The organism is Rhodococcus sp. B7740, assembly GCF_000954115.1.
GTDB lineage: Bacteria > Actinomycetota > Actinomycetes > Mycobacteriales > Mycobacteriaceae > Rhodococcoides.
This window is the reverse complement of record NZ_CP010797.1, coordinates 4,267,881-4,287,452: the sequence shown is the minus strand read 5'-3', so window position 1 is coordinate 4,287,452 and position 19,572 is coordinate 4,267,881. Positions and strand designations below refer to the sequence as shown.

Annotated in this window: 13 protein-coding genes, 1 tRNA gene, 1 other RNA gene and 1 pseudogene; 3 read left to right on the top strand and 13 right to left on the bottom strand. The window is 65.6% G+C overall.

Annotated features, from left to right (window positions below; translation table 11 throughout):
- Positions 1 to 10: 10 nt before the first annotated feature.
- The 7 genes and pseudogenes from NY08_RS19880 to phoU form a co-directional block, all read right to left on the bottom strand.
- A pseudogene (locus tag NY08_RS19880) lies at positions 11 to 2,256 on the bottom strand (DNA polymerase III subunit gamma and tau).
- A gap of 44 nt (positions 2,257 to 2,300) precedes the next feature.
- Positions 2,301 to 4,694, bottom strand: coding sequence for a helicase-associated domain-containing protein (locus NY08_RS19875; RefSeq protein WP_045198304.1), 2,394 nt, complete (start codon positions 4,692 to 4,694; stop codon positions 2,301 to 2,303).
- Positions 4,695 to 4,745: 51 nt separating this feature from the next.
- Positions 4,746 to 5,321 carry an HhH-GPD-type base excision DNA repair protein gene (locus NY08_RS19870; protein WP_032395311.1) on the bottom strand — a complete coding sequence of 192 codons (576 nt, stop codon included), beginning with the start codon at positions 5,319 to 5,321 and terminating at the stop codon, positions 4,746 to 4,748.
- 106 nt (positions 5,322 to 5,427) lie between these two features.
- Positions 5,428 to 8,151 (bottom strand): helix-turn-helix transcriptional regulator, encoded by a 2,724-nt coding sequence (locus NY08_RS26665; protein WP_045198301.1) that lies wholly within the window; start codon positions 8,149 to 8,151, stop codon positions 5,428 to 5,430.
- 326 nt (positions 8,152 to 8,477) lie between these two features.
- Positions 8,478 to 9,710: a hypothetical protein gene (locus NY08_RS19860; protein ID WP_144407402.1), complete on the bottom strand. Its 1,233-nt coding sequence runs from the start codon at positions 9,708 to 9,710 to the stop codon at positions 8,478 to 8,480.
- Between the two features lie 33 nt (positions 9,711 to 9,743).
- The gene (locus NY08_RS19855) at positions 9,744 to 10,547 is read right to left on the bottom strand and encodes a transglutaminase-like domain-containing protein (RefSeq protein WP_052049483.1); all 804 of its coding nucleotides are present in this window, start codon (positions 10,545 to 10,547) and stop codon (positions 9,744 to 9,746) included.
- 37 nt (positions 10,548 to 10,584) lie between these two features.
- The gene (gene phoU / locus NY08_RS19850) at positions 10,585 to 11,238 is read right to left on the bottom strand and encodes a phosphate signaling complex protein PhoU (RefSeq protein ID WP_032395313.1); all 654 of its coding nucleotides are present in this window, start codon (positions 11,236 to 11,238) and stop codon (positions 10,585 to 10,587) included.
- A 105-nt stretch (positions 11,239 to 11,343) separates the two neighbouring features.
- Here phoU and NY08_RS19845 point away from each other — a divergent pair, with 105 nt between their 5' ends.
- Positions 11,344 to 11,673 (top strand): YnfA family protein, encoded by a 330-nt coding sequence (locus NY08_RS19845; protein ID WP_045198295.1) that lies wholly within the window; start codon positions 11,344 to 11,346, stop codon positions 11,671 to 11,673.
- Positions 11,674 to 11,698: 25 nt separating this feature from the next.
- Here NY08_RS19845 and NY08_RS19840 read toward each other — a convergent pair whose 3' ends face one another.
- Positions 11,699 to 12,949 (bottom strand): lipase family protein, encoded by a 1,251-nt coding sequence (locus NY08_RS19840; RefSeq protein WP_045200830.1) that lies wholly within the window; start codon positions 12,947 to 12,949, stop codon positions 11,699 to 11,701.
- A gap of 185 nt (positions 12,950 to 13,134) precedes the next feature.
- Entirely contained in the window at positions 13,135 to 13,806 is a 672-nt protein-coding gene (locus NY08_RS19835) for a TetR/AcrR family transcriptional regulator (protein WP_032395315.1), read from the bottom strand.
- 104 nt (positions 13,807 to 13,910) lie between these two features.
- Here NY08_RS19835 and NY08_RS19830 point away from each other — a divergent pair, with 104 nt between their 5' ends.
- Positions 13,911 to 15,428, top strand: coding sequence for a DHA2 family efflux MFS transporter permease subunit (locus tag NY08_RS19830; protein ID WP_045198293.1), 1,518 nt, complete (start codon positions 13,911 to 13,913; stop codon positions 15,426 to 15,428).
- A 54-nt stretch (positions 15,429 to 15,482) separates the two neighbouring features.
- Here the strand turns inward: NY08_RS19830 and NY08_RS19825 are convergent, their stop codons facing one another.
- Both NY08_RS19825 and ffs read right to left on the bottom strand, forming a co-directional pair.
- Positions 15,483 to 16,769: an aminotransferase class I/II-fold pyridoxal phosphate-dependent enzyme gene (locus NY08_RS19825; protein ID WP_045198291.1), complete on the bottom strand. Its 1,287-nt coding sequence runs from the start codon at positions 16,767 to 16,769 to the stop codon at positions 15,483 to 15,485.
- A gap of 53 nt (positions 16,770 to 16,822) precedes the next feature.
- Positions 16,823 to 16,917: signal recognition particle sRNA small type (gene ffs, locus NY08_RS25670), an RNA gene on the bottom strand.
- A 95-nt stretch (positions 16,918 to 17,012) separates the two neighbouring features.
- Between ffs and NY08_RS19820 the strand changes: the two genes are divergently transcribed.
- A tRNA-Ser gene (locus NY08_RS19820) sits at positions 17,013 to 17,100 on the top strand.
- 214 nt (positions 17,101 to 17,314) lie between these two features.
- Here NY08_RS19820 and NY08_RS19815 read toward each other — a convergent pair.
- Both NY08_RS19815 and NY08_RS19810 read right to left on the bottom strand, forming a co-directional pair.
- Entirely contained in the window at positions 17,315 to 18,061 is a 747-nt protein-coding gene (locus NY08_RS19815) for a 3-hydroxybutyrate dehydrogenase (protein ID WP_045198289.1), read from the bottom strand.
- On the bottom strand, positions 18,058 to 19,473 hold the full coding sequence (locus tag NY08_RS19810) for an MFS transporter (protein ID WP_032395319.1): 1,416 nt from the start codon (positions 19,471 to 19,473) through the stop codon (positions 18,058 to 18,060). The genes NY08_RS19815 and NY08_RS19810 overlap by 4 nt, the downstream gene beginning before the upstream one ends.
- Positions 19,474 to 19,572 lie beyond the last annotated feature (99 nt).

The following is a 19,572-nucleotide window of genomic DNA, read 5'->3' as shown; positions in this document are numbered from 1 at the left end:
CACCCGTCGATCAGGCCTCCTTGAGCGGTACCGCTCCCAGTTCGCTGACCAGCAGCTCCATCGCGACGGTTTCGGGATCACGACGAACCGTCGGATCGGCAGGCTCGGCGGCGGCCTTGAGTAGCTCTTCCTCGTCCTCCGGGGTCTCCGGTGGCGGTGGCCCTACCGGCTCGGGCTCGTCGGGATAGTCCGGCGCTTCGGGCATCGGAATGTCGTCCGCCCCGATGCCGGCCGAGGATCCATCGCCCGCTGATCCGAACCCGTCCGACGTGGGACGGGAAGCCCCTGCCTGGCTCGGCCTCGAGAACTTCGGCAGCGACGCGGGTTTCGCTGCCGGTTCATCTTTTTTTGCTGATGACTGTTCCGGCGGTGCCGCCGCACCGACCAGGCACACCACCGACCATTCGACGCCGAAGACGTCACGCAGAGCGTCGCGAATGACATCGGCGTTGCGCGGTTCCTCCAGCCGCTTGGCCAGCGGTGCCGAGTCGTGACCGAGCGTGATGGTGCCGTTCTCGACGGTGCGCACCGAGGCACCGGAGAGCATCACCTCGACGGTCCGGCTCCGGTCTCGTACCTTCGTGCGCACCTCGGACCACACAGCTCGAACCGCGGCTGCGTCGGGCTCGCTCGACACGGCGGCGGGGGCCGCCACGGGTTCCGGTTCCGACTCGAACACCGGATCCGGCTCGGGGCCGTAATCGTCCTCGGGCTCCGGCGGAAAATCTTCGTGGGAAACCGAGGCAGCGGGGGCTGGTTCCTGTGATGCCGAAACCGGTTCCGGAGTCGGCTCCGGCGTGGGGGCCGGTTCCGGCGTCGGCTCGGGTGTGGGAGCGGGCTCGGGTGTGGGGGCGGGCTCGGGGTTCGGGCGGGCTCGGGTGTGGGAGCGGGCTCGGGTATCGGGGCCGGCTCGGGTCGTGCAGGCTCCGGTGCCGGTGCGGGCGCTGCCGGCTCTGCGGCCGGTGGACGTTGCGACGGTCGCTGAAACTTGGTGACCGGTGCCGGACCCGGGGGCGCGGGTTCCTCGGTGGGTTGCAACTGCGGTCGCGTCGGATCTGCGGCTGCCTGGGCGACGGCTGCTTGCTCCCCCGCCGGAAGGGTGACGTCCAGGCGGCGCTCGACGCGTTCGAGTCGTTGCAGCACCGCCGATTCCGCGTCGGACGCCGAGGGCAGCAGCATTCGGGCACACATCACTTCGAGCAGCAGACGCGGGGCCGTGGCACCGCGCATCTCGCCGAGGCCCGAGTGCACGATCTCGGCGTACCGAGTCAGTGTCGCCGAACCGAGCAGATCGGCCTCGTCACGCAGTCGCTCGAGGACGTCGCCGGGAACGTCGACCAGACCGCGTTCTCCGGCGTCGGGCACGGCCTTCATCAGGATCAGATCTCGCATGCGATCGAGGAGGTCGATGGCGAAGCGGCGTGGGTCGTGGCCCGCGTCCATCACCTTGTCGACGGTGCCGAACAGTGCGCCGCCGTCGCCCGCGGCCAACGCGTCGACCGCTTCGTCGATCAGTGCGACGTCGGTGACGCCGAGAAGCGAGAGTGCGCGCGGGTACGTGACGCCCTCGGGTCCGGCTCCGGCCAGGAGCTGATCCATGACGCTGAGCGAGTCACGGGGCGAACCTCCGCCGGCGCGGATGACCAGCGGGTAGACCGCATCCTCGACCGGAACCTGTTCCTGGCCACAGATCTTCTCGAGCAGACCGCGCATCGTCGACGGCGCGAGGAGCCGGAACGGGTAGTGGTGGGTACGCGAGCGGATGGTGGGGAGCACCTTCTCGGGCTCGGTGGTGGCGAAGATGAAGACGAGGTGCTCTGGTGGCTCCTCGACGACCTTGAGCAGCGCGTTGAAGCCCGCCGGGGTCACCATGTGTGCCTCGTCGATGATGAAGATGACGTAGCGCGATTCGGCCGGGGCGTACACGGCCTTGTCTCGCAGATCTCGCGCATCGTCGACGCCACCGTGGCTGGCCGCGTCCATCTCGACGACGTCGAAGTTGCCGGGTCCGCCCGGTGCGAGGGCGACGCAGGAGTTGCACACGCCGCAGGGGGTCGACGTCGGACCCTCGGCGCAGTTCAGCGATCGGGCGAGGATGCGCGCCGAGGAGGTCTTTCCGCAGCCACGCGGCCCGGAGAACAGGTACGCGTGATTGATTCTGTTGCTGTCCAACGCCACGCTGATCGGCTCGGTGACGTGCTCCTGACCGACGACCTCGGCGAACGTCGCGGGACGGTACTTCCGGTAGAGGGCCACGCCCGAAAGGGTACCGGCGACCACGGACACAGTTGCATCGCCGGTCATTGTGGACCGGTGGACACCGCTCTGATGTTCATGATGGCGAAGCTCTCGCGGCTGCCGGTCGATTCCGAGAGCGCGTGCAGCCAGTGGCCGTCCTGCAGCGCATCCGAGATCGCGTGCCGAACGATGGCTCCTCTGGAGTTCTGGTAGTCGATGGAGACGGGTGTGCCGCGCGCTGCGGCGTCGGTCAACAGATCCAGCTCACGCGGCAGCAACCGGCTGTGTGAATCGAGTGCAGACCGCACTCGTGCCTCGTCGACGGCTCCGTCGCCGCCGGCAAGCAGGAGCCGCGCGAGCTCGCGTGGTTCGCGGCGGTGCCGTGGCGGGTGGACGGCACGATGGGTCTCCCGAGTCTCCCCCGCGCGGATTCGAGGCGCGCTGTCGAGTTGGAGTTGCCCGGTGTCGGCGTGCCGCACCGGGGAGTATCCGTGCCTGCGAAGCACGGCGATGGTGTCGATGGGCGTGGCCGAACTGACCAGGACGGTGGGAGCGAGGCGCTGGAACTGCAGCACGGCCAGTGACTCGTCGGTCTCGATGTTCGTCAGCAGCACGACGTCCTCGGAGACGATCGCGCACGGGATCCTCCTCACGGCCAGTGCGCCGTAGCTGCGCCAGCAGTCTCGGATCGTGTAGTCCAGTGCCTGAGGGACCTCGGTGTCGGCCATCGCGGTCAACGCATCGATCAACTCCTCGCCGGTGCCGCCGGTGTCGAAGAAACCCCGGATGGTCGCCGGGGTGAAACGCCAGACCGATGCGACGTCCCTCGACTCGGGCTGCGCGGCCGCGCCGAGTATCGACGCCACCTCGGTACTGGGTGGTCCGGTCACCACCGCCGTGGAATCGGGCAACAGCCGAACGGAGAACGGAACCCACCCGGCCATGTCCTGCAACTGTGCTGTCAGAGCCGCGCGGATCTCGCGAGGGTCGCCGTCTCGACCCGCAGGGAACTCGGTGAGGGTGCGGCACAGATCGGTCGGCGCACCGTCGGCCAGTATCCCGAGTCGACCGGCCTCGAGCCACAGCGCGTGCACGTGACCGGGCCCGGCGCTGGTCGAGACGACCGGGATGTGCCAGTCCAGGTCTCGGGCAAAATCCTCCGAACCATGCAGGACCGTCGCCGGCGTGTCGGCGTCCTCGTATCGCAGCAGAGCCGTCAGCGCCGTCGCACGCAGGTCCGCTGCGGCCGGGTCGTCGAGCATCTTCTTGAGGACGGGAACGGTCTTCTGCGACGCACGGGGCACTCGGTGGGTGGGAGTGAAGGGTGAACTCCACCACGCGGTCAGCAATGTGGCCGCCTGTTCGGCCCGCGTGCTCGTGGACCACGTCTCGTACGCCGAGGTCAACGCGATTCCGGTCTTCCCGCGTTCGGCCAGCAGTCCGGCTTCGCGTGCCAGCATCAGCATCAACGCGGTGTCGTGTTCGTCGGCGAATCCCAGCCTGCTCGTCAGCGACCGAATCCCCTTGGCACTGATGCCACCGGTCTTCATCGTCGTCAGGCCGTCGGCGTCGATGGCCGTCAGCAACGCCTGCGTGTGTTCGCAGAACTGCAGCAGGGCGATCGAACGTGTGCGCCGCACGTCGTCGTGCGAGAGCACTCGGGTGTCGAATGTCGGCGGCGTGAGCTCGATGGGCAGACGCCACCGCTCCCCTCGCAGGGCGATGCTCACCTCCAACGGCATCTCGACGCGATGCCCGTCGAGTCGATACAACAATCCCCGCTCGAATGCGGCCGCGCCTGCAGTCGGAGGAACATCGAAGATCAGTGACACCGGCTTGCCATCGACGAAGCGAGACAACATCTCTCGCATCTCCTCCGGCCCGCCGTCGAACAGTTCGCGGATACGTTCGGGCGTCATGGCAGTGGCAACGGAGTCCGCGCGCGCCACTCGATCGAGCGCCGGGTCGATACCGAGGAGCGCAAGCACAGCCGCCCTGTCCTGCTCGACTGCGCAGTGCAGGAACAGCTTTCGCTGCCTGCGGGCCAGTCCGAACGGATGCGAGAACACCCCGGACAGGTCGACGGGTGAGTATTCGACGGTGCCTGCGCCGAGTGAGGAATTCGGCCAGATCAACCCGTGGGCCGTCAGTGTGGCCAGAGCTGCATCGATGTGTGGTGTCTCGTTGATCGACCCCTCACTCGCCCAGTGCCCGATCTCCGCGCGGCTCAGATCGCCCATCAGCGCGAACAATTCGAGGAGAGCGAGCGCACCGCTGTCGAGTCGACGCGGCAGCATCGACACCCGAGACGGGGCTCCGAGCAACTGCGCGAGCAAGCCGAACGAGCGCGGTGGTGGGTCGGTCGCCACGTCCGGCCGACGGTGCAGCAGATCGGTCAGCGCGTCCTCGTCGAGAGACGCCAGCCAGCCCTCGTACGTCCCGATACTGTCGGTCATCTCGCCCCCCGGTGAAAGTTCTGGTCACTGTAACGACCGACACCGACAGACTTATTTGTTCTTGGCTGCCGCTTTCGCCGCCTTCTTGAACTCGCGCACCTCGAGCAACGACTTCTCGTCCACCACGTCGGCGATGGATCGACGCGCTCCGTCGTCACCGTACGGTCCGGCGGCCTTGCGCCAGCCGTCGGGCGTGACGCCCATCTGCTTACCGAGCAGCGCGAGAAAGATGCGGGCCTTCTGATCGCCGTAGCCAGGGAGGGCCTTGAGTCGTTTCAGCACTTCGGCACCGTTGGGATCGTCGCGAGTCCAGATCTCCTGCGGCTTTCCGTCGTAGTTCTCGACCAGGAACGCCGCCAGCCCTTGGATGCGCTTGGCCATCGAACCCGGGAACCGATGGACGGCCGGGGTCTGCGCGCACAGGGCCGCGAATTCCTCGGGATCGGCGTCGGCGACGGTGTCGACTTTCAGGTCGCCGAGACGGTCGACGAGCTTCTTGGGGCCTGCGAACGCCGACTCCATCGGTACCTGTTGATCGAGCAACATGCCGATCAACAGCGCGAACGGATCCTCGGCGAGCAGTGCATCGGCCTCGGGATCGCCGACGAGGTGCAGTGTGCGAGACATGGCCTCGATCCTGCCACGGTGGATGTCGATCCGTGGCCGGGGCCGCAACAGATCCGGTTCAGTTTCATGCGCTCTCCCTTGTCCGAAGAAGCTCCGGACGTCTCGTTCACCCTTTCGCGAAGCGCGCTGCTTCCGTGCGGTTCCGGGCTCCGAGTTTGGTCAGCACGTTCGACACGTGCACGCTGACGGTCTTGACGCTGATCACGAGCCGCTCGGCGATCTGTTTGTTGGTGTATCCCTCGCCGAGGAGTTCGAGAACGTCCCACTCGCGACGAGTCAACAGGTCGGTGCCCAGGGGACGACGCGCATCGCCGAGTCTCACGGTGACCCCGAGTCGGTCGTAGATCGCGATGGCCTGATCGGCCGCGTGTGCGGCTGCCGACCGGTCCCCGGCCGCCTCGAGGGCTTCGGAGAGCGACTGCAGGGCACGGGCACGCTCGAACGGCTGAATTGCGAACGCGTCCACGGCCGCACGCCATGCCGCCACTACCGAGGCAGCATGCCCGTATCCGCAGTTGAGACGCAGGTGACCCAACTCGGCCTCGCCCCGCAGTATCCACGCAGTCGACTCCCAACCGTAGGACGGGCTGGAACTCGCGGTGCGTTCGATGTCGGCGTGCAGTCGTGATCCGATCTCCAGTGCGGCCTGGGTTCCGATGACGGTCGACCCGCGGCGCGCCGCTTCCATCGCCAGTACCGACAATCGGATGCGTCCCCCGAACCATGGGTTGTGCCATTGCGCGCCCACGGTGGCGACAGCGGCTTCGAGGGATGTGATCACTTCGCCGAACCGCCCGTTGCACAACGCTGTATAGGCAACAGCTGTGCTCGTCAGAATGGTGATGAAACCATCCTGAGATTCGAAGGGTCGAACACGTTCGATGTCGGACGCGAGTTCCTCGTCCCCGATTGCGGCGCGAATCTGAAACCCTGCACACAGCTGCTCGGCCGAACCCAAAGGTGCTGCGTCCGATTCGATCCGAGCCAGGTCGGTAAGGGCCAGGGCCCAATCACCCGAGTAGTACCGCACGTTCGCCAACTGGACACGCGCCCCGACGCCGTAGGGTGTCCATTGGCGGCCGGCGGATCGGGCGATCTCGACGGCCTCCTCGAACGACTCCTGAGCCGATACGAAATCTCCGTCATCGAATTCGACCATCCCGAGATTGAACTTGCTGCGCAACAGATTCCCGATGTCACCGCTTTGCCGTGCGAGCGCAGCGGTGCGTATGAGGAGCGTGCGCGACGCCGCGGGGTCGTTGTGGCGTCTGTGTAAGCGCGCCAGGGTGATTCGTGCATCTGCCGACAGCCCCGGGTCGCCGAGGGATTCTGCGATACGTACGGACTCCTCGGCCCAGGCGAGCGACTGATCCTCCCGGCCCAACGCCTCGGTTATCCGAGCACCGAGACCGGTCAAGTGCACTCTCCATGAAGCGAATTCCTCCGAGGCCGCGATGATCAAAGCGTGCTCGACGGCCGCCAGGGCCGCATCCTCTCGTTCGATCGCCAGAGCCGATGCCGCCTCGGCATGCAACAAGTCGAGTCGCTCGGGGATCGTCAGCGCATCCCCACCCCGTTCCAGTTCGGCTCGGACGACCGAGAGCGCCCGCTGGTCTTGCCCTGCCGCCGTCGACGCCGACGCGTATTCCAGCACCAGCGCCGTTTCCGTCGGCTCCCATTGCGGCTGTCGCAGTTCCAGTGCGGCGGCGAGGTGAGCCATGGCCTCAGCGGGAGCAGCCAGCGTCATCGCCTCGCGGCCCGCGTCGACGTGGGCTCCGAACGCCTTCGGCAGATCGTGGGCCAATCCTGCGTGTCGAGCCAGGTCCGCGGCGGCACCACGATGCCGGTGTTCGGTGAGCGTATCGACGAAAGAAGCGTGCAACCTCGCACGACGGCCGGGCAGGACGTCGTCGTAGATGGCGTCGGCCAGGAGCGCGTGCCGGAAGACGTAATAGAAGTCGGTGGTCTCCACGAGCCGGGCGTCGACGATTTCGCGGATCACGTCTTCGAGCCGGTCGTCGTCAAGACCGGTGACCTCAGCCAGAACCTCGTGCGCGACGCGGGGGCCACCCACCGCCATCGTTTCGGCTACCGACTTCGCCTCGGGCGACAAGGCGTCGAGCCGGACCAGCAGTAGCTCGGCAAGGCCCGGCGGTATCGACGATCCGGGACGCTGGCCGGCAGAGACGAGTTCTTCGATGAAAAATGGATTGCCGCCCGATCGCTCCACGATGGCGTCCCGGGATGCCACATGCGTCGCTGCCGGAAGCGAATCGAGGAGGCGATACGACGATTCGACATCGAGAGGCGTCAAGCCGACTCGACGGACGTAGCTCAGACGTGTCCACTCGGAGAGCGACTGCCGGAGTGGGTGTTTGCGATGCAGATCGTCGCTACGATACGAGATCACCAAGGACACATGCGTTTTCGCGAGTCTCGACAGCAGGAATGTCATGAGCTCACGGGTGGAGGTGTCCGCCCAGTGCGCATCCTCGACGATGAGGAGCGCCGGGCGGTCGGTCCCAGCTGCAGTCAGTGCGACGAGGGCAGCATCGAACAGTTCGGACCGGGTGGTGTGCGGGAGTGGACCGAACAATTCGGTGAACGCGAGGTACGGAATACCGACCTCACCGAGGTCCAAGCACCGCCCGACCAGTACCCGAGTTCCGCGTGCTTCCGCATTGCGCCGCAGTTCTGCCAGCAGCCGCGTTTTGCCGACACCGGCGTCACCGGACACGACGACCGCGGCAGGTGCACCGCGGGCAGCGTCGGCGACGACCTGTTCGAGCGCCGCGAGTTCGGCATCCCGTCCGATCAGAGTGCGAGCCACGCCAACAAACTACGCCGCGCTCGTGGCCTGCGATCGTTCTGTGCGCGGCTGCGCACCCGGCGGTCGTACGCTCGCAGCGAATCGGCAACACGGCGTTCATGATCGGCCAGAACATCATAGGTGGGGTACATGGAACCCACTCTTGCTCCGCCGCACCGTCCACACATCGGACGAGTTCCCTATCTTCGGTCGAACCGTCGTGCGAGAGCGCCCTAGGGAACAGTCTCGGGGCACCTGGTCATATCCGACAGACATCACCGACGCTCACTATGATCCGGACGAGTTCATCCATCTGTCCGTCTGCACGATCGCGACGAACGCCGATGTCAGTCGACAGACCCTGCCACAGTCAACGCAATCGCCTGCAGAAGGGGTCGGTCCACAAGGGTTTGTGCTGCTGCAATCTGCACGTCCACTCGGGTGCCCGACGGTTTGACCAACGTGATGTCGTCGATCGGGTCGCCGTCGAGGGTCATTCCGCTCGCACCCGGGTAGTCGTCACGAAATTGCGAGCCGTCCGCCAATGTCACCGCACCCGAGGGATTCGGGGACGGCTCGTAGTCCGCGTCGATCACTCTGATCATCAGGGTGCCGTCGCCGACCATCACGGCTCCGCACGCGCCGGCCGATCCCGATGGGGACGTCCGCATCGAGCCCAGCGGTCTGTCGAGTTCCACCGGAATCCCGGCCGATTGCCAGAAGTCGTCCAGCGAGGCATTGAGGCGATCGACTGCCTGAGACGAGAACTGCCCTGCGCCTTCGGAATTGGTGTCACACGACATCGGGAGCGGGGGAATTCCATCGGGAACGAGTGCGGACCAGAGCAGTTCGGGCCGCAGCGCAATCCTGCGCAACTCATCGATCGACAGTGGCACGGTACCGGTGGATTCGTAGTCCGCGTTCCGGTCCGATGACGCCGCTACGACGACGGAACCATCGCGTGCATACACACGCACGATATTGGAGTGGGAGCGGTCACCGTCGAATTCATCCCAGGTGTCCCGAATGTCGACGACGGTTCCGTCGGGCAGAGTTTCGCGAGCGTCGAGCCAGCCGGCCTGGCATGGCTTGGGCCCATCGTCCACGCGGGTGACATTGACCGTCACCGAACCTTCGACGCCGTCGCGAGTGACCACCCCGTCCGCGGTGGTGCCGGGGTCGAATACCCCGTCCGCTCGGGCAGCCGGCTGAAAGACCAGCGGATCGTCGCCGGACCAGAACGTCGAACCGGCAACGAGGGAAACCTGCGAGGGAAGGGCTTCGCGCACTGCGATCGACATCGCGTTCGCCTTTTTGGACGTCAACCACGGGTAGGCGGGGTTGTCGTAATCCTCCTGGCCCGTGGTCAGCACACTGTAGAACTGCTCTTCCTCGGGCGGCTCCACGGATTCGCACCCAGGAATATCGACGGGGTATTCGACAGGCTCACTGAGATAGCCCGATCCTGACTGCACCATCGGCTGGTGGGTGAGACCTGCGGCAACTGTTCCAACGGCGACGATCACGCCAATGACGACCCCGTCGGTTCGCACCCCACCACGCCGCAAAGAGATTCGCACGGCCGCAGCCTAACGCGGCCCGACTCGGCGCGATCAGGTGATCGACACCAGTTGGGTGATGTCGTCGAAGGGCAATGGTCCGTCGACGACGGCTCCGACGACGGCGCTGTTGAGGATGATCGATCCACCGTGGTTGTCGAGGAAGGCAGTGTCGGATGCGTCGCGTCCGGTGGCGATGCGCACCAGGGTCGATCGCGGTGCGAGGCACGTCGCGTCCACCACTCGCCATTGGCCTTCGACGAATGCTTCGGCGACCGCGTGGAAGTCCATGGGATCGCAGCCCGGTGCGTACACCGCGACCAGGCGAGCGGGGACGTTGACCGCACGCAGCAGGGCCACCACGAGGTGGGTGTAGTCGCGGCAGACTCCGGCTCCGGCGAGGAGGGTGTCGACCGCGCCGTCGATGGGGTCGCTGCTGCCCGGGACGTAGCTCAGACGGGCACCGACCCAGGACGAGACCTCCGCGAGCAGCTTCTCCGACGGCGGGTAGGAACCGAATTCCGTTGCCGCGAAACCGAAGAACTTGTCCGCTTCGGAGTATCGACTCGGCCGCAGGTAGAGCGAGAGGTCGTAGTCGGAGACCGGAGCAGGCTCGGTGTTGCCGTAGATGGTTGCCGAATACGACGCCTCGAGCTTGCCGACGTCGGCGTGGATCTTGTGGATGCGGGTGCCGTGAGCGCCGCTGATCTCCTGCGCCTCGATCGGTTGACCGTCAAGTGTGAACGAGAGTGCTTCCCACACATCGGTTCCCGGATGAGGTGCGATTGCGATCTGGAACTCGAGGGTGCTGGCCTCGGTCACGTCGACATCGAGGTACGCAGAGACGTCACGTTTCATCGTGCCGATCCTGCCATCTTCGAGCCGTTCGCGCAGACTATGACTCATCGGTGGGGCGATCGCCGGTCACCAGGAAGATGACGCGTTTGGCGACCTCGACAGTGTGGTCCGAGTATCGCTCGTAGAAGCGTCCGAGCAGCGTGATGTCCACTGCGGCCGGCACACCGTGCGGCCAATCGGGTGCGGAGGTCAGCATGAACAGGCTGCGGTGCAGCGCGTCCATCTCCTCGTCCTGAATCCGGAGGTCGGCTGCGAGTTCGGCGTCTCGGGTTTCCAGCACGCGTTGGGTGGCCGCTGCCTGGGCGACGGCAACCCGGCCCATCTCCTCGAACACTCCCTCGACCTCGGGCGGAAGTACGTGCGCGGGATGGCGGCGGCGAGCCAGCTCTGCGACGTGGACGGCGAGCCCGCCCATCCGCTGTAGGTCGGCGACGATGTTGATCCCGGAGACGACGCGTCGTAGATCGTGGGCGACCGGTGCCTGCAGGGCCAGGAAGCCGAATGCTCCGTGCTCCCACTCGGCGGCGAGGGTATCGATCTCCTCGCGGTATTCGATGGTCTGCTCGGCCATGACGATATCGGCGGTCAGCAGTGCACGGGTGGCGTCGACCATTGCCTTTTCGGCGATTCTCGACATTTCGGACAGGTTCGACGCCAAGGAATCGAGCGTCTCCGTGTAACTGTCCCGCATGTGAAACTCACCTCTACCGACTCGGCCCTCGACGCGGGGCCTATAGGCCTGTACCCCCAAAGGCATCTTTCTACACCAGGTCGGGGCTGTGGGAGCCTTTGTCGCATGAGCATTGTGAAGTCGGTCATGCTGTTCGGGGTTGCGGCCGTGTTCGAGATCGGCGGGGCGTGGCTGGTGTGGCAGGGGGTCCGCGAACATCGCGGATGGCTCTGGGCGGGAGCGGGCGTGATCGCCCTCGGTGCCTACGGTTTCGTGGCGACGCTGCAGCCCGACGCCAATTTCGGTCGGATCCTGGCGGCATACGGCGGTGTGTTCGTTGCGGGATCACTGCTGTGGGCGATGGTGGCCGACGGCTTTCGACCCGATCGCTGGGACATCGCCGGGTCGTCGATCGCACTGATCGGTGTGGCGGTGATCATGTACGGCCCGCGCTGACCCGCGCGGGCCGTACTTCGGCAGATCAGCAGTTGGACGGAGCGGGCACTCCGTAGAACCGATCCTTGATCCAGTTCTGCGCCTCGCCGAGACCGAGGAGGTCCGGAATCAGGTGTCCGGCACCGGAACCCGGCACGATTGCGGGTACCTGCGCGGCACTCAGCTGCACGGTGGCACCCTTGCCGCACCAGTCACCGGCCAGCCCGACGGCCTGTCCGTGAGGCACGATGTCGTCGGACGTACCGGACTGGATCAGCACCGGAGCGTTGGGCGTGCGTTCACCGATCTTGTTCTTGGCCAGGATGTCTGCGGCGATGGGCAGCCGGTCCAGTACAACCGAGAGCGGCTCGCCGGTCTTGGTGTACTCGTTGGTACGGTGCAGCCCGACGTTCAGAATCGTTTCTCCCACACACTGATTCGCGACCAGGTTCAGCATGGCCTTGCCTGCGTCGTTGATGTTCTCATCGACGATCGGCTGCAGACCGGGATCGGAATTGAGCAGACCGTTGAGGGTGTAGCCGATCACGCCGGTCAGGATGGTGCCGTCGACCTGCTCGAGGGTCGCCTTCAGATCCGCCGGGGGTGCGCCCGCATAGGTGCCGACGAGGTCGATCTCCGGTGCGTACTCTCCGGCGATCTCCGCGGCAGCAGCCGCTGCTCCGCCGCCCTGCGAGTAGCCGTACGCCGCGACCGGACCGTCCGCGGAGATCTTGGTGCCCTGCAGGTTCTGCGCTGCGCGGGCGGCGTCGAGCACAGCGTGCGCTTCCGAGGCGCGGTTGACGTAGGTGTGCGCACCGGGAGTGCCGAGGCCTTCGTAGTCGGTGATGACGACGCCGTATCCCTGCGACAGCAGGGAGTATGCGGCGAGTACCTCGTACTCGACCATGAAGCCGAGCGGCGGGGTGTAGGTGATGACGTTGTTGAGCATCTTCGATGGCGCGCACTGATCGCCCTGGCCCTGGGTTCCTGGAGCGAGGACGACGAGCGGACGCGGGCCCGGCCCGGTCCACGGTGCGGCAGGATCGATGTAGGTGCCCGTGACGGCATTGGCCGCATCGTTGGAGTCGGTGCTGCGGTACATGATTCGCGTTGCCGCGCCGGGCAGAGGGCCACCGATTCCGGGGACCGACAGAGCGAGATGCGACGGCTCGGACCGGATCACGTCACCCGGGGAGCCTGCGGGCAGCGGGCTCGGCGGTACGTAGAAGTCCGATTCGACGGTGGAACCCGTCGACGATCCGGAGCCCGGGGCTGCAGATGCAATCGGATTGGTCATACCGATGAGCACCGCGGATACCGCTACTGCCGAAAAAATGACACGCGTCGAACGCAACTCGAATCCCCCAACGTCGATCCCCAGCTCCCGAGTAAGCGATACATCGGGTAGCACTCAATTCCGTTAGGGACCCTACGTGATCGATCGCACAACGCAAAGGGTTTCGTGACGTGGACCCAGTTCACTCAGCGTCGACGACGATGCATCGCCGTCTTGGCCATGTCGACCTCGTCGCTGGTGAAGGGACGCCCTGGAAGCGCCGAGCGCGGGACACCGTCGCCCCGCAGACCATCGAGCAGGACGGTGAAGTAGCGACGCCAGTTGGTCGCATCGACGGCGCTGGAGAATTCGACGCTCGCGCCGATCATGCCGAGCACCGGATAGAAGTCGTTGACCGCGATATCGGACCTCAGCTGCCCGGACGCGAGCGCTCGCTCGACGATCTTCTCGAAGAACGGATCGATACGCGAACGAACCCGAGCGATGCCGCGACAGCCTTCGTCCGAGCCGAGGACGACCTCACCGAGTCCCCTGTCGGAGGACATCCCCTCGCACACCTCGGCCAGGAACTGCACCAGCCCCTCCCACGGATCCTCGGCCTCGAGTGCGCGCTCCGCGGTCGCGAGCATATCTTCGAGTCGCTGCTCGAAGACGCCGTCGATCAACTCTTCCTTGCAGGAGAACCGTCGGTAGACGGTTCCGACGCCTACTTTGGCGTGGGCAGCGACGTCGTCGAGTGTGATGTCGATTCCGCGTGAGGCGAACAGTTCGCGCGCCGCGTCCACGATGCGTCGACGGTTGCGTTCGGCGTCCGCACGGAGGGGCTTCGCTGCCGATGTGTCGGCTCTCACACTCATTCGATGTCCGTTTCACCCGATAAGCGGAGGACAGTCCTCCACTTCGCTGCTACCTTGTTCTACAACCGGAGGATACACCTCCGCATAGTCGAACCGAGGACACCATGACCACCCTTTCATCGGAGAACGTGGGCGACGCGACGTCGACCACGACACCGGCGGACGAACGTGCGCATAGGAATCGATGGCTGATTCTCGCCACGCTCGGCCTGGCCCAGCTCATGGTCGTGCTCGACGCGACCATCGTGAACATCGCACTCCCCGCTGCCCAGCTCGACCTGGGCTTCGACAACGCCGATCGCTCCTGGGTCGTCACCGCATACGCCCTCGCGTTCGGCAGCCTGCTGCTGCTCGGCGGACGGCTCAGCGACCTCTTCGGTCGCCGCAACACCTTCCTCATCGGCCTCGTCGGCTTCGCGTTGATGTCGGCGGTGGGCGGCGCGGCCGTCAACTTCGGCATGCTCGTCGCGGCTCGCGCCGGTCAGGGTCTCTTCGGCGCACTACTGGCCCCCGCCGCCCTGTCGTTGTTGGCCACCACCTTCACCGACACCAAGGAACGCGCCAAGGCATTCGGCATCTTCGGTGCCATCGCAGGCGGCGGCGGCGCACTCGGCCTGCTGCTCGGCGGCATGCTCACCGAATGGGCCAACTGGCGCTGGAGCCTGTACGTCAACCTGATCTTCGCTGCACTCGCCTTCGTCGGCGGGTTCCTGTTCCTGGCCAAGCACAAGGTCGACGTCCGGCCGAAGCTCGACATCCCCGGCACCCTGGCGGTCTCGGCTGCACTGTTCTCCATCGTCTACGGCTTCGCACACGCCGAGTCCGACGGCTGGAGCAACTCGGTCACCCTCGGATTCCTCGCCGCTGGTGTCGTTCTGCTCGCGGTGTTCGTGACCATCCAGATGCGCGTCGAGCACCCCCTGTTGCCGCTGCGCATCGTCCTCGATCGCACCCGTGCGGGATCGTTCCTGGCCGTATTCGTCACCGGCGCAGGCATGTTCGCGGTATTCCTGTTCCTGACCTACTACCTGCAGAACACCCTGAAGTACACACCCATCACCACCGGGTTCGCGTTCATGCCGATGATCGCGTCGCTGATCCTCACCGCGACACTGTCGACGGCGCTGATCCTCCCCCGCTTCGGGCCGCGCATCCTGATGACGACCGGCCTGATCGTGGCCTCGGTCGGAATGGGACTGCTGACGCAGATCGACATCGACAGCAGCTACGTCACGCACATCCTGCCCGGCCTGGTCATCATGGGCCTCGGACTCGGGGCCACCATGGCACCGGCCATGCAGGGCGCGATCTCGGGCGTCGACCCGGACGACTCCGGCGTCGCATCGGCAACGGTGAACACAATGCAGCAGGTGGGCGGTTCGATCGGCACGGCGCTCCTGAGCACAGTGGCTGCCAACGCCGCCACCAGCTACGTCAGCTCCAACATGGCTACGGCAACCGACGCGGGTCTGCTGCAGGCCAACGCCGAGATCGCCAGCTACACCACCACGTTCTGGTGGGCGTCGGGAATCTTCCTGCTCGGCGCAGTGCTCTCGGCCACGCTGCTGAAGAAGGGACCGCTACCGTCGGCTCCCGAAGGTGCGGTTGTCGTCGGGCACTAGTGCGCTACGCGCAGTGGTGTGGTTATGCGCCCCCTGAGGCGCATAACCACACCACTAGCTTTCGAGGAGCTTCTCGGTCGCGGCCAGCAGTACGCAGGTCGCGACTCCGTCCATCGACTTCTCCAGCTCACCGAGCGACGGGAAGCTCGGGGCGAGGCGAATGTTCTTGTCTTCCGGATCTTTTCCGTACGGGAAGGCCGAGCCGGCGGCCGTCAGCGCGATTCCGGCATCCTTGGCCAGCGCGATCGACCGAGCGGCTGTGCCCTCGAGCACGTCGAGGCTGATGAAGTAGCCGCCCTTGGGTTCGGTCCACGACGCGATCTTCGACGCACCGAGACGGTCTTCGAGGATCTGCTGCACCAGAGCGAACTTCGGGGCCAGGATCTCGCGATGCTTGGCCATGTGGGCCCGCACGCCGGCGGCGTCACCGAAGAAACGCAGGTGCCGCAGCTGGTTCAGCTTGTCCGGCCCGATGCTCTTCTTGCCGAGATGCTTCTGGTACCAGGCGAGGTTCTCCTCGGAACTGCCGAAGAAGCTGACGCCCGCACCGGCGAACGTGACCTTCGACGTCGACGCGAACACGAACGCGCGGTTGGGGAAGCCTGCCTCGGCCGCCATGCCGAGCACGTCGTACGACGGCGCGAACTCCTCGGTCAACGGATGGACCGCGTAGGCGTTGTCCCAGAACAGTCGGAAGTCCGGCGCAGCCGTGGGCATCGTGGCCAGCGCTCGCACAACTTCCTCGGAGTAGACGGCACCGGTGGGGTTCGCGTAGTTCGGCACCACCCACATGCCCTTGATCTGCGGGTCCGACGCCACCAGGTTGGCGATCTCGTGCACGTCGGGGCCGTCGGGTCCCATGGGAACAGGGATCATCTCGATGCCGAAGCTCTCGGTGATCGCGAAGTGCCGGTCGTAGCCGGGAGCCGGGCACAGGAAGCGCACGTTCGGCTCGGCCGACCAGGCCCGCGGGGAGTCGGGCAGACCGTGCAGCAGCGCCCAGACGACGAGGTCCTGCATGATCTCGAGGCTGGCATTGTTGCCGGCCAGCAGGTTCTTCACCGGGATGCCGAGCAGTTCACCGAAGATGGCGCGCAGTTCCGGCAGGCCCGCGAGCCCACCGTAGTTGCGGCAATCGGTGCCGTTGCCGTCCTTGTAGTCCGCGCCCGGGAGCGTCAACAGCTCGGTAGCGAGATCGAGCTGCTCGGGTGACGGCTTGCCGCGGGTGAGATCCAGCTTCAGATTCTCGGTCTTGAGCTGCGTGTACTTCGCGCTCTGCCGCTCGTGCTCGGAGGCAAGCTCCTCATGGTTCATCAGACCCAACTGGGTTTGCGCTGACATGCGGAGCGGCCTCTCGGTGACTGGGTTCCCCGGACAGTGTTGCTGCCACTGAATAAAGGGGACCCCGCGCACCCGGCAGAGCCCATTGACCCTTGCTGCCTTCCGGCCCTGGGGGAGTTCACAGGATGCGCGCCGCGCGGGATCCGTTAGGAAGTGTAGCCGCCTCCCGTCGGGCAACACATCACCACCCTTCGCGCCTCCCGATTTGGGAGATGGTGGGGGTAACCGGGTAAGCTCCCCCACGGAGGATTCGCCTAGTGGCCTATGGCGCTCGCCTGGAACGCGGGTTGGGTTAACGCCCTCAGGGGTTCAAATCCCCTATCCTCCGCCAGAGAAGCCCCCGTGACATGTCACGGGGGCTTCTTGCTGTTCGGGATGGGTCCGTTCACCCGCCCGCCCTGGTTCGCGCCTACCCCGTTCGCGTCAATGGACCCTTGCACCGGTCAGACGTATGCAGTGGTCCATTCACGCGGCGGTTCGCCCTGCGTCGATGGCAGATTGACACGCTCAGACGTATGCAGTGGTCCATTGACGCGGGGCGCGGACTATCGAGCCGACCAACCACCGTCCATCGTGTACGACGCTCCGGTGACCATGCCTGCGTGCTCGGAGGTCAACCAGCCGACCAGTGAGGCGACTTCGGCGGGTTCGACGAGTCGCTTGATGGCGGCCTCGGTCAACAGGACCTTCTCGAGTACTTCGTCCTCGGGGATGTCGTGTGCCTTGGCCTGGTCGGCGATCTGCTTCTCGACCAGCGGCGTGCGCACGTATCCCGGGTTGACGCAGTTGCTCGTCACACCGTGGGCGGCACCTTCGAGGGCCGTCACTTTCGACATGCCTTCGAGTGCGTGCTTGGCGGTGACGTAGGCGACCTTGAATTCCGATGCCCGCAGACCGTGCACCGAAGACAGGTTGACCACTCGACCGAAGCCGCGAGAGTACATGTGCGGCAGGGCAGCTCGGATAAGCAGGAACGGGGCCTCGACCATCAGGGCCTGAATTCTGCGGAACGCGCCTGGGTCGAAGTCGACGATCGGTGCGACGGTTTGAATGCCCGCATTGTTGACCAGGATGTCGACGTCCAATCGGAGGTCGTCGAGAGCGGTGGTGTCGAGTAGATCCACCGACCAGACGTCACCACCGATCTCCGACGCCAATTCCTTTGCGGCAACGTCGTTCACATCGGCGACGGTGACGCGGGCGCCCCGGCCGGCGAGCTCGCGTGCACATGCGGCCCCGATGCCGGACGCTCCCCCGGTGACGAGGGCGGAGCGTCCGGTCAGGTCGGTCACTGCTTCACATTCTGATCGAGCAGACCAGCCTTGGCCAGCTCGGCTTCGGTGGCCAGGTTCTTGGCGTCGGCGATGTCGATGCTTTCGAGCGCCAGTCCCTTTGTTTCCCTTGCGATGACGACGGCAACCACGGTGATCGCGCAGGCCACGGCGAGGTACACCGCGATCGGCACGGACGAGCCGTAGACGTCGAGCAGCTTCACCGCGATGATCGGGGCCAGCGAACCGGCGACGATCGAGGTGACCTGGTAGCCGAGGGACACACCGGAGTAGCGCATCCGCGTCGGGAACATCTCGGCCATGATGGCCGGCTGTGTGGCGTACATGAAGGCGTGGAACATCAGGCCGATGATGATGGCCAGCATGATGACGACGTTGTGTCCGCTGTTCATCATCGGGAAGGCGAAGAAGCCCCACGTGGCTGCGGTGATGGCACCGGCGAAGTACACCGGACGACGACCGACGCGGTCGGCGAGCTTGCCCACCAACGGAATCGTGCAGAAGTGGATCGCGTGGGCGATGAGCATCCACCACAGGATCGTGGAGGTATCCGTTCCCACTTCCACCGAAAGGTACGTGATCGAGAAGGTGACCACGAGGTAGTACATGACGTTCTCACCGAAGCGCAGGCCCATTGCGGTGAACACGCCACGGGGGTAACGCTTGACGACCTCGAAGACACCGTACGACGCGGCCTTGATGACCTCGGCCTGCTTGTGGGCCTCGAGGAAGATCGGGGCGTCGGAGACCTTGGTGCGGATGTAGTAGCCGACGAAAACGATGACGGCAGAGAGCCAGAACGCGACGCGCCAGCCCCAGCTGAGGAAGGCCTCGTCGGACAGGGTGGTCGTCAGGACCAGCAGAGCGACGGTGGCGAGCAGGTTGCCGGCGGGCACGCCTGCCTGCGGCCAGCTGGCCCAGAATCCGCGGGACTTGTTGGGGCTGTGTTCTGCGACAAGGAGAACCGCGCCGCCCCATTCGCCGCCGACGGCGAAGCCCTGGATGAATCGCAGGGTCACCAGCAGGGCCGGTGCCCAGTAGCCGATCGCCTCGAAGGTCGGCAGGCAGCCCATGAGGAACGTGGCTCCGCCGACGAGGACGAGGCTGAACTGCAGCAACTTCTTGCGGCCGTACTTGTCGCCGTAGTGGCCGAAGACGATGCCACCCAACGGTCGTGCGACGAAGCCGACGGCGTAGGTGACGAAGGCAGCGAGGATGGCGTCGAGCTCGCTGGTTCCGGCGGCGAAGAAGATCTTGCTGAACACCAGTGTCGCGGCGGTTCCGTAGAGGAAGAACTCGTACCACTCGACGATGGTGCCTGCCATCGATGCCCCGACGACCTTCTTGAGGCCTGCGGGGGTGGCATCGGGGTCCGGTTCGGACCGTTCTGCCAGCGGCTGATCGACGCTCATTGACTCTCCTGTGTTACTCGGCACTCGATGGTCACTGTTGTGACAGACCACACATTGGCGGGTTGCTCTGAGTATTGGTGCAGATGTTTCTCGGCGCAA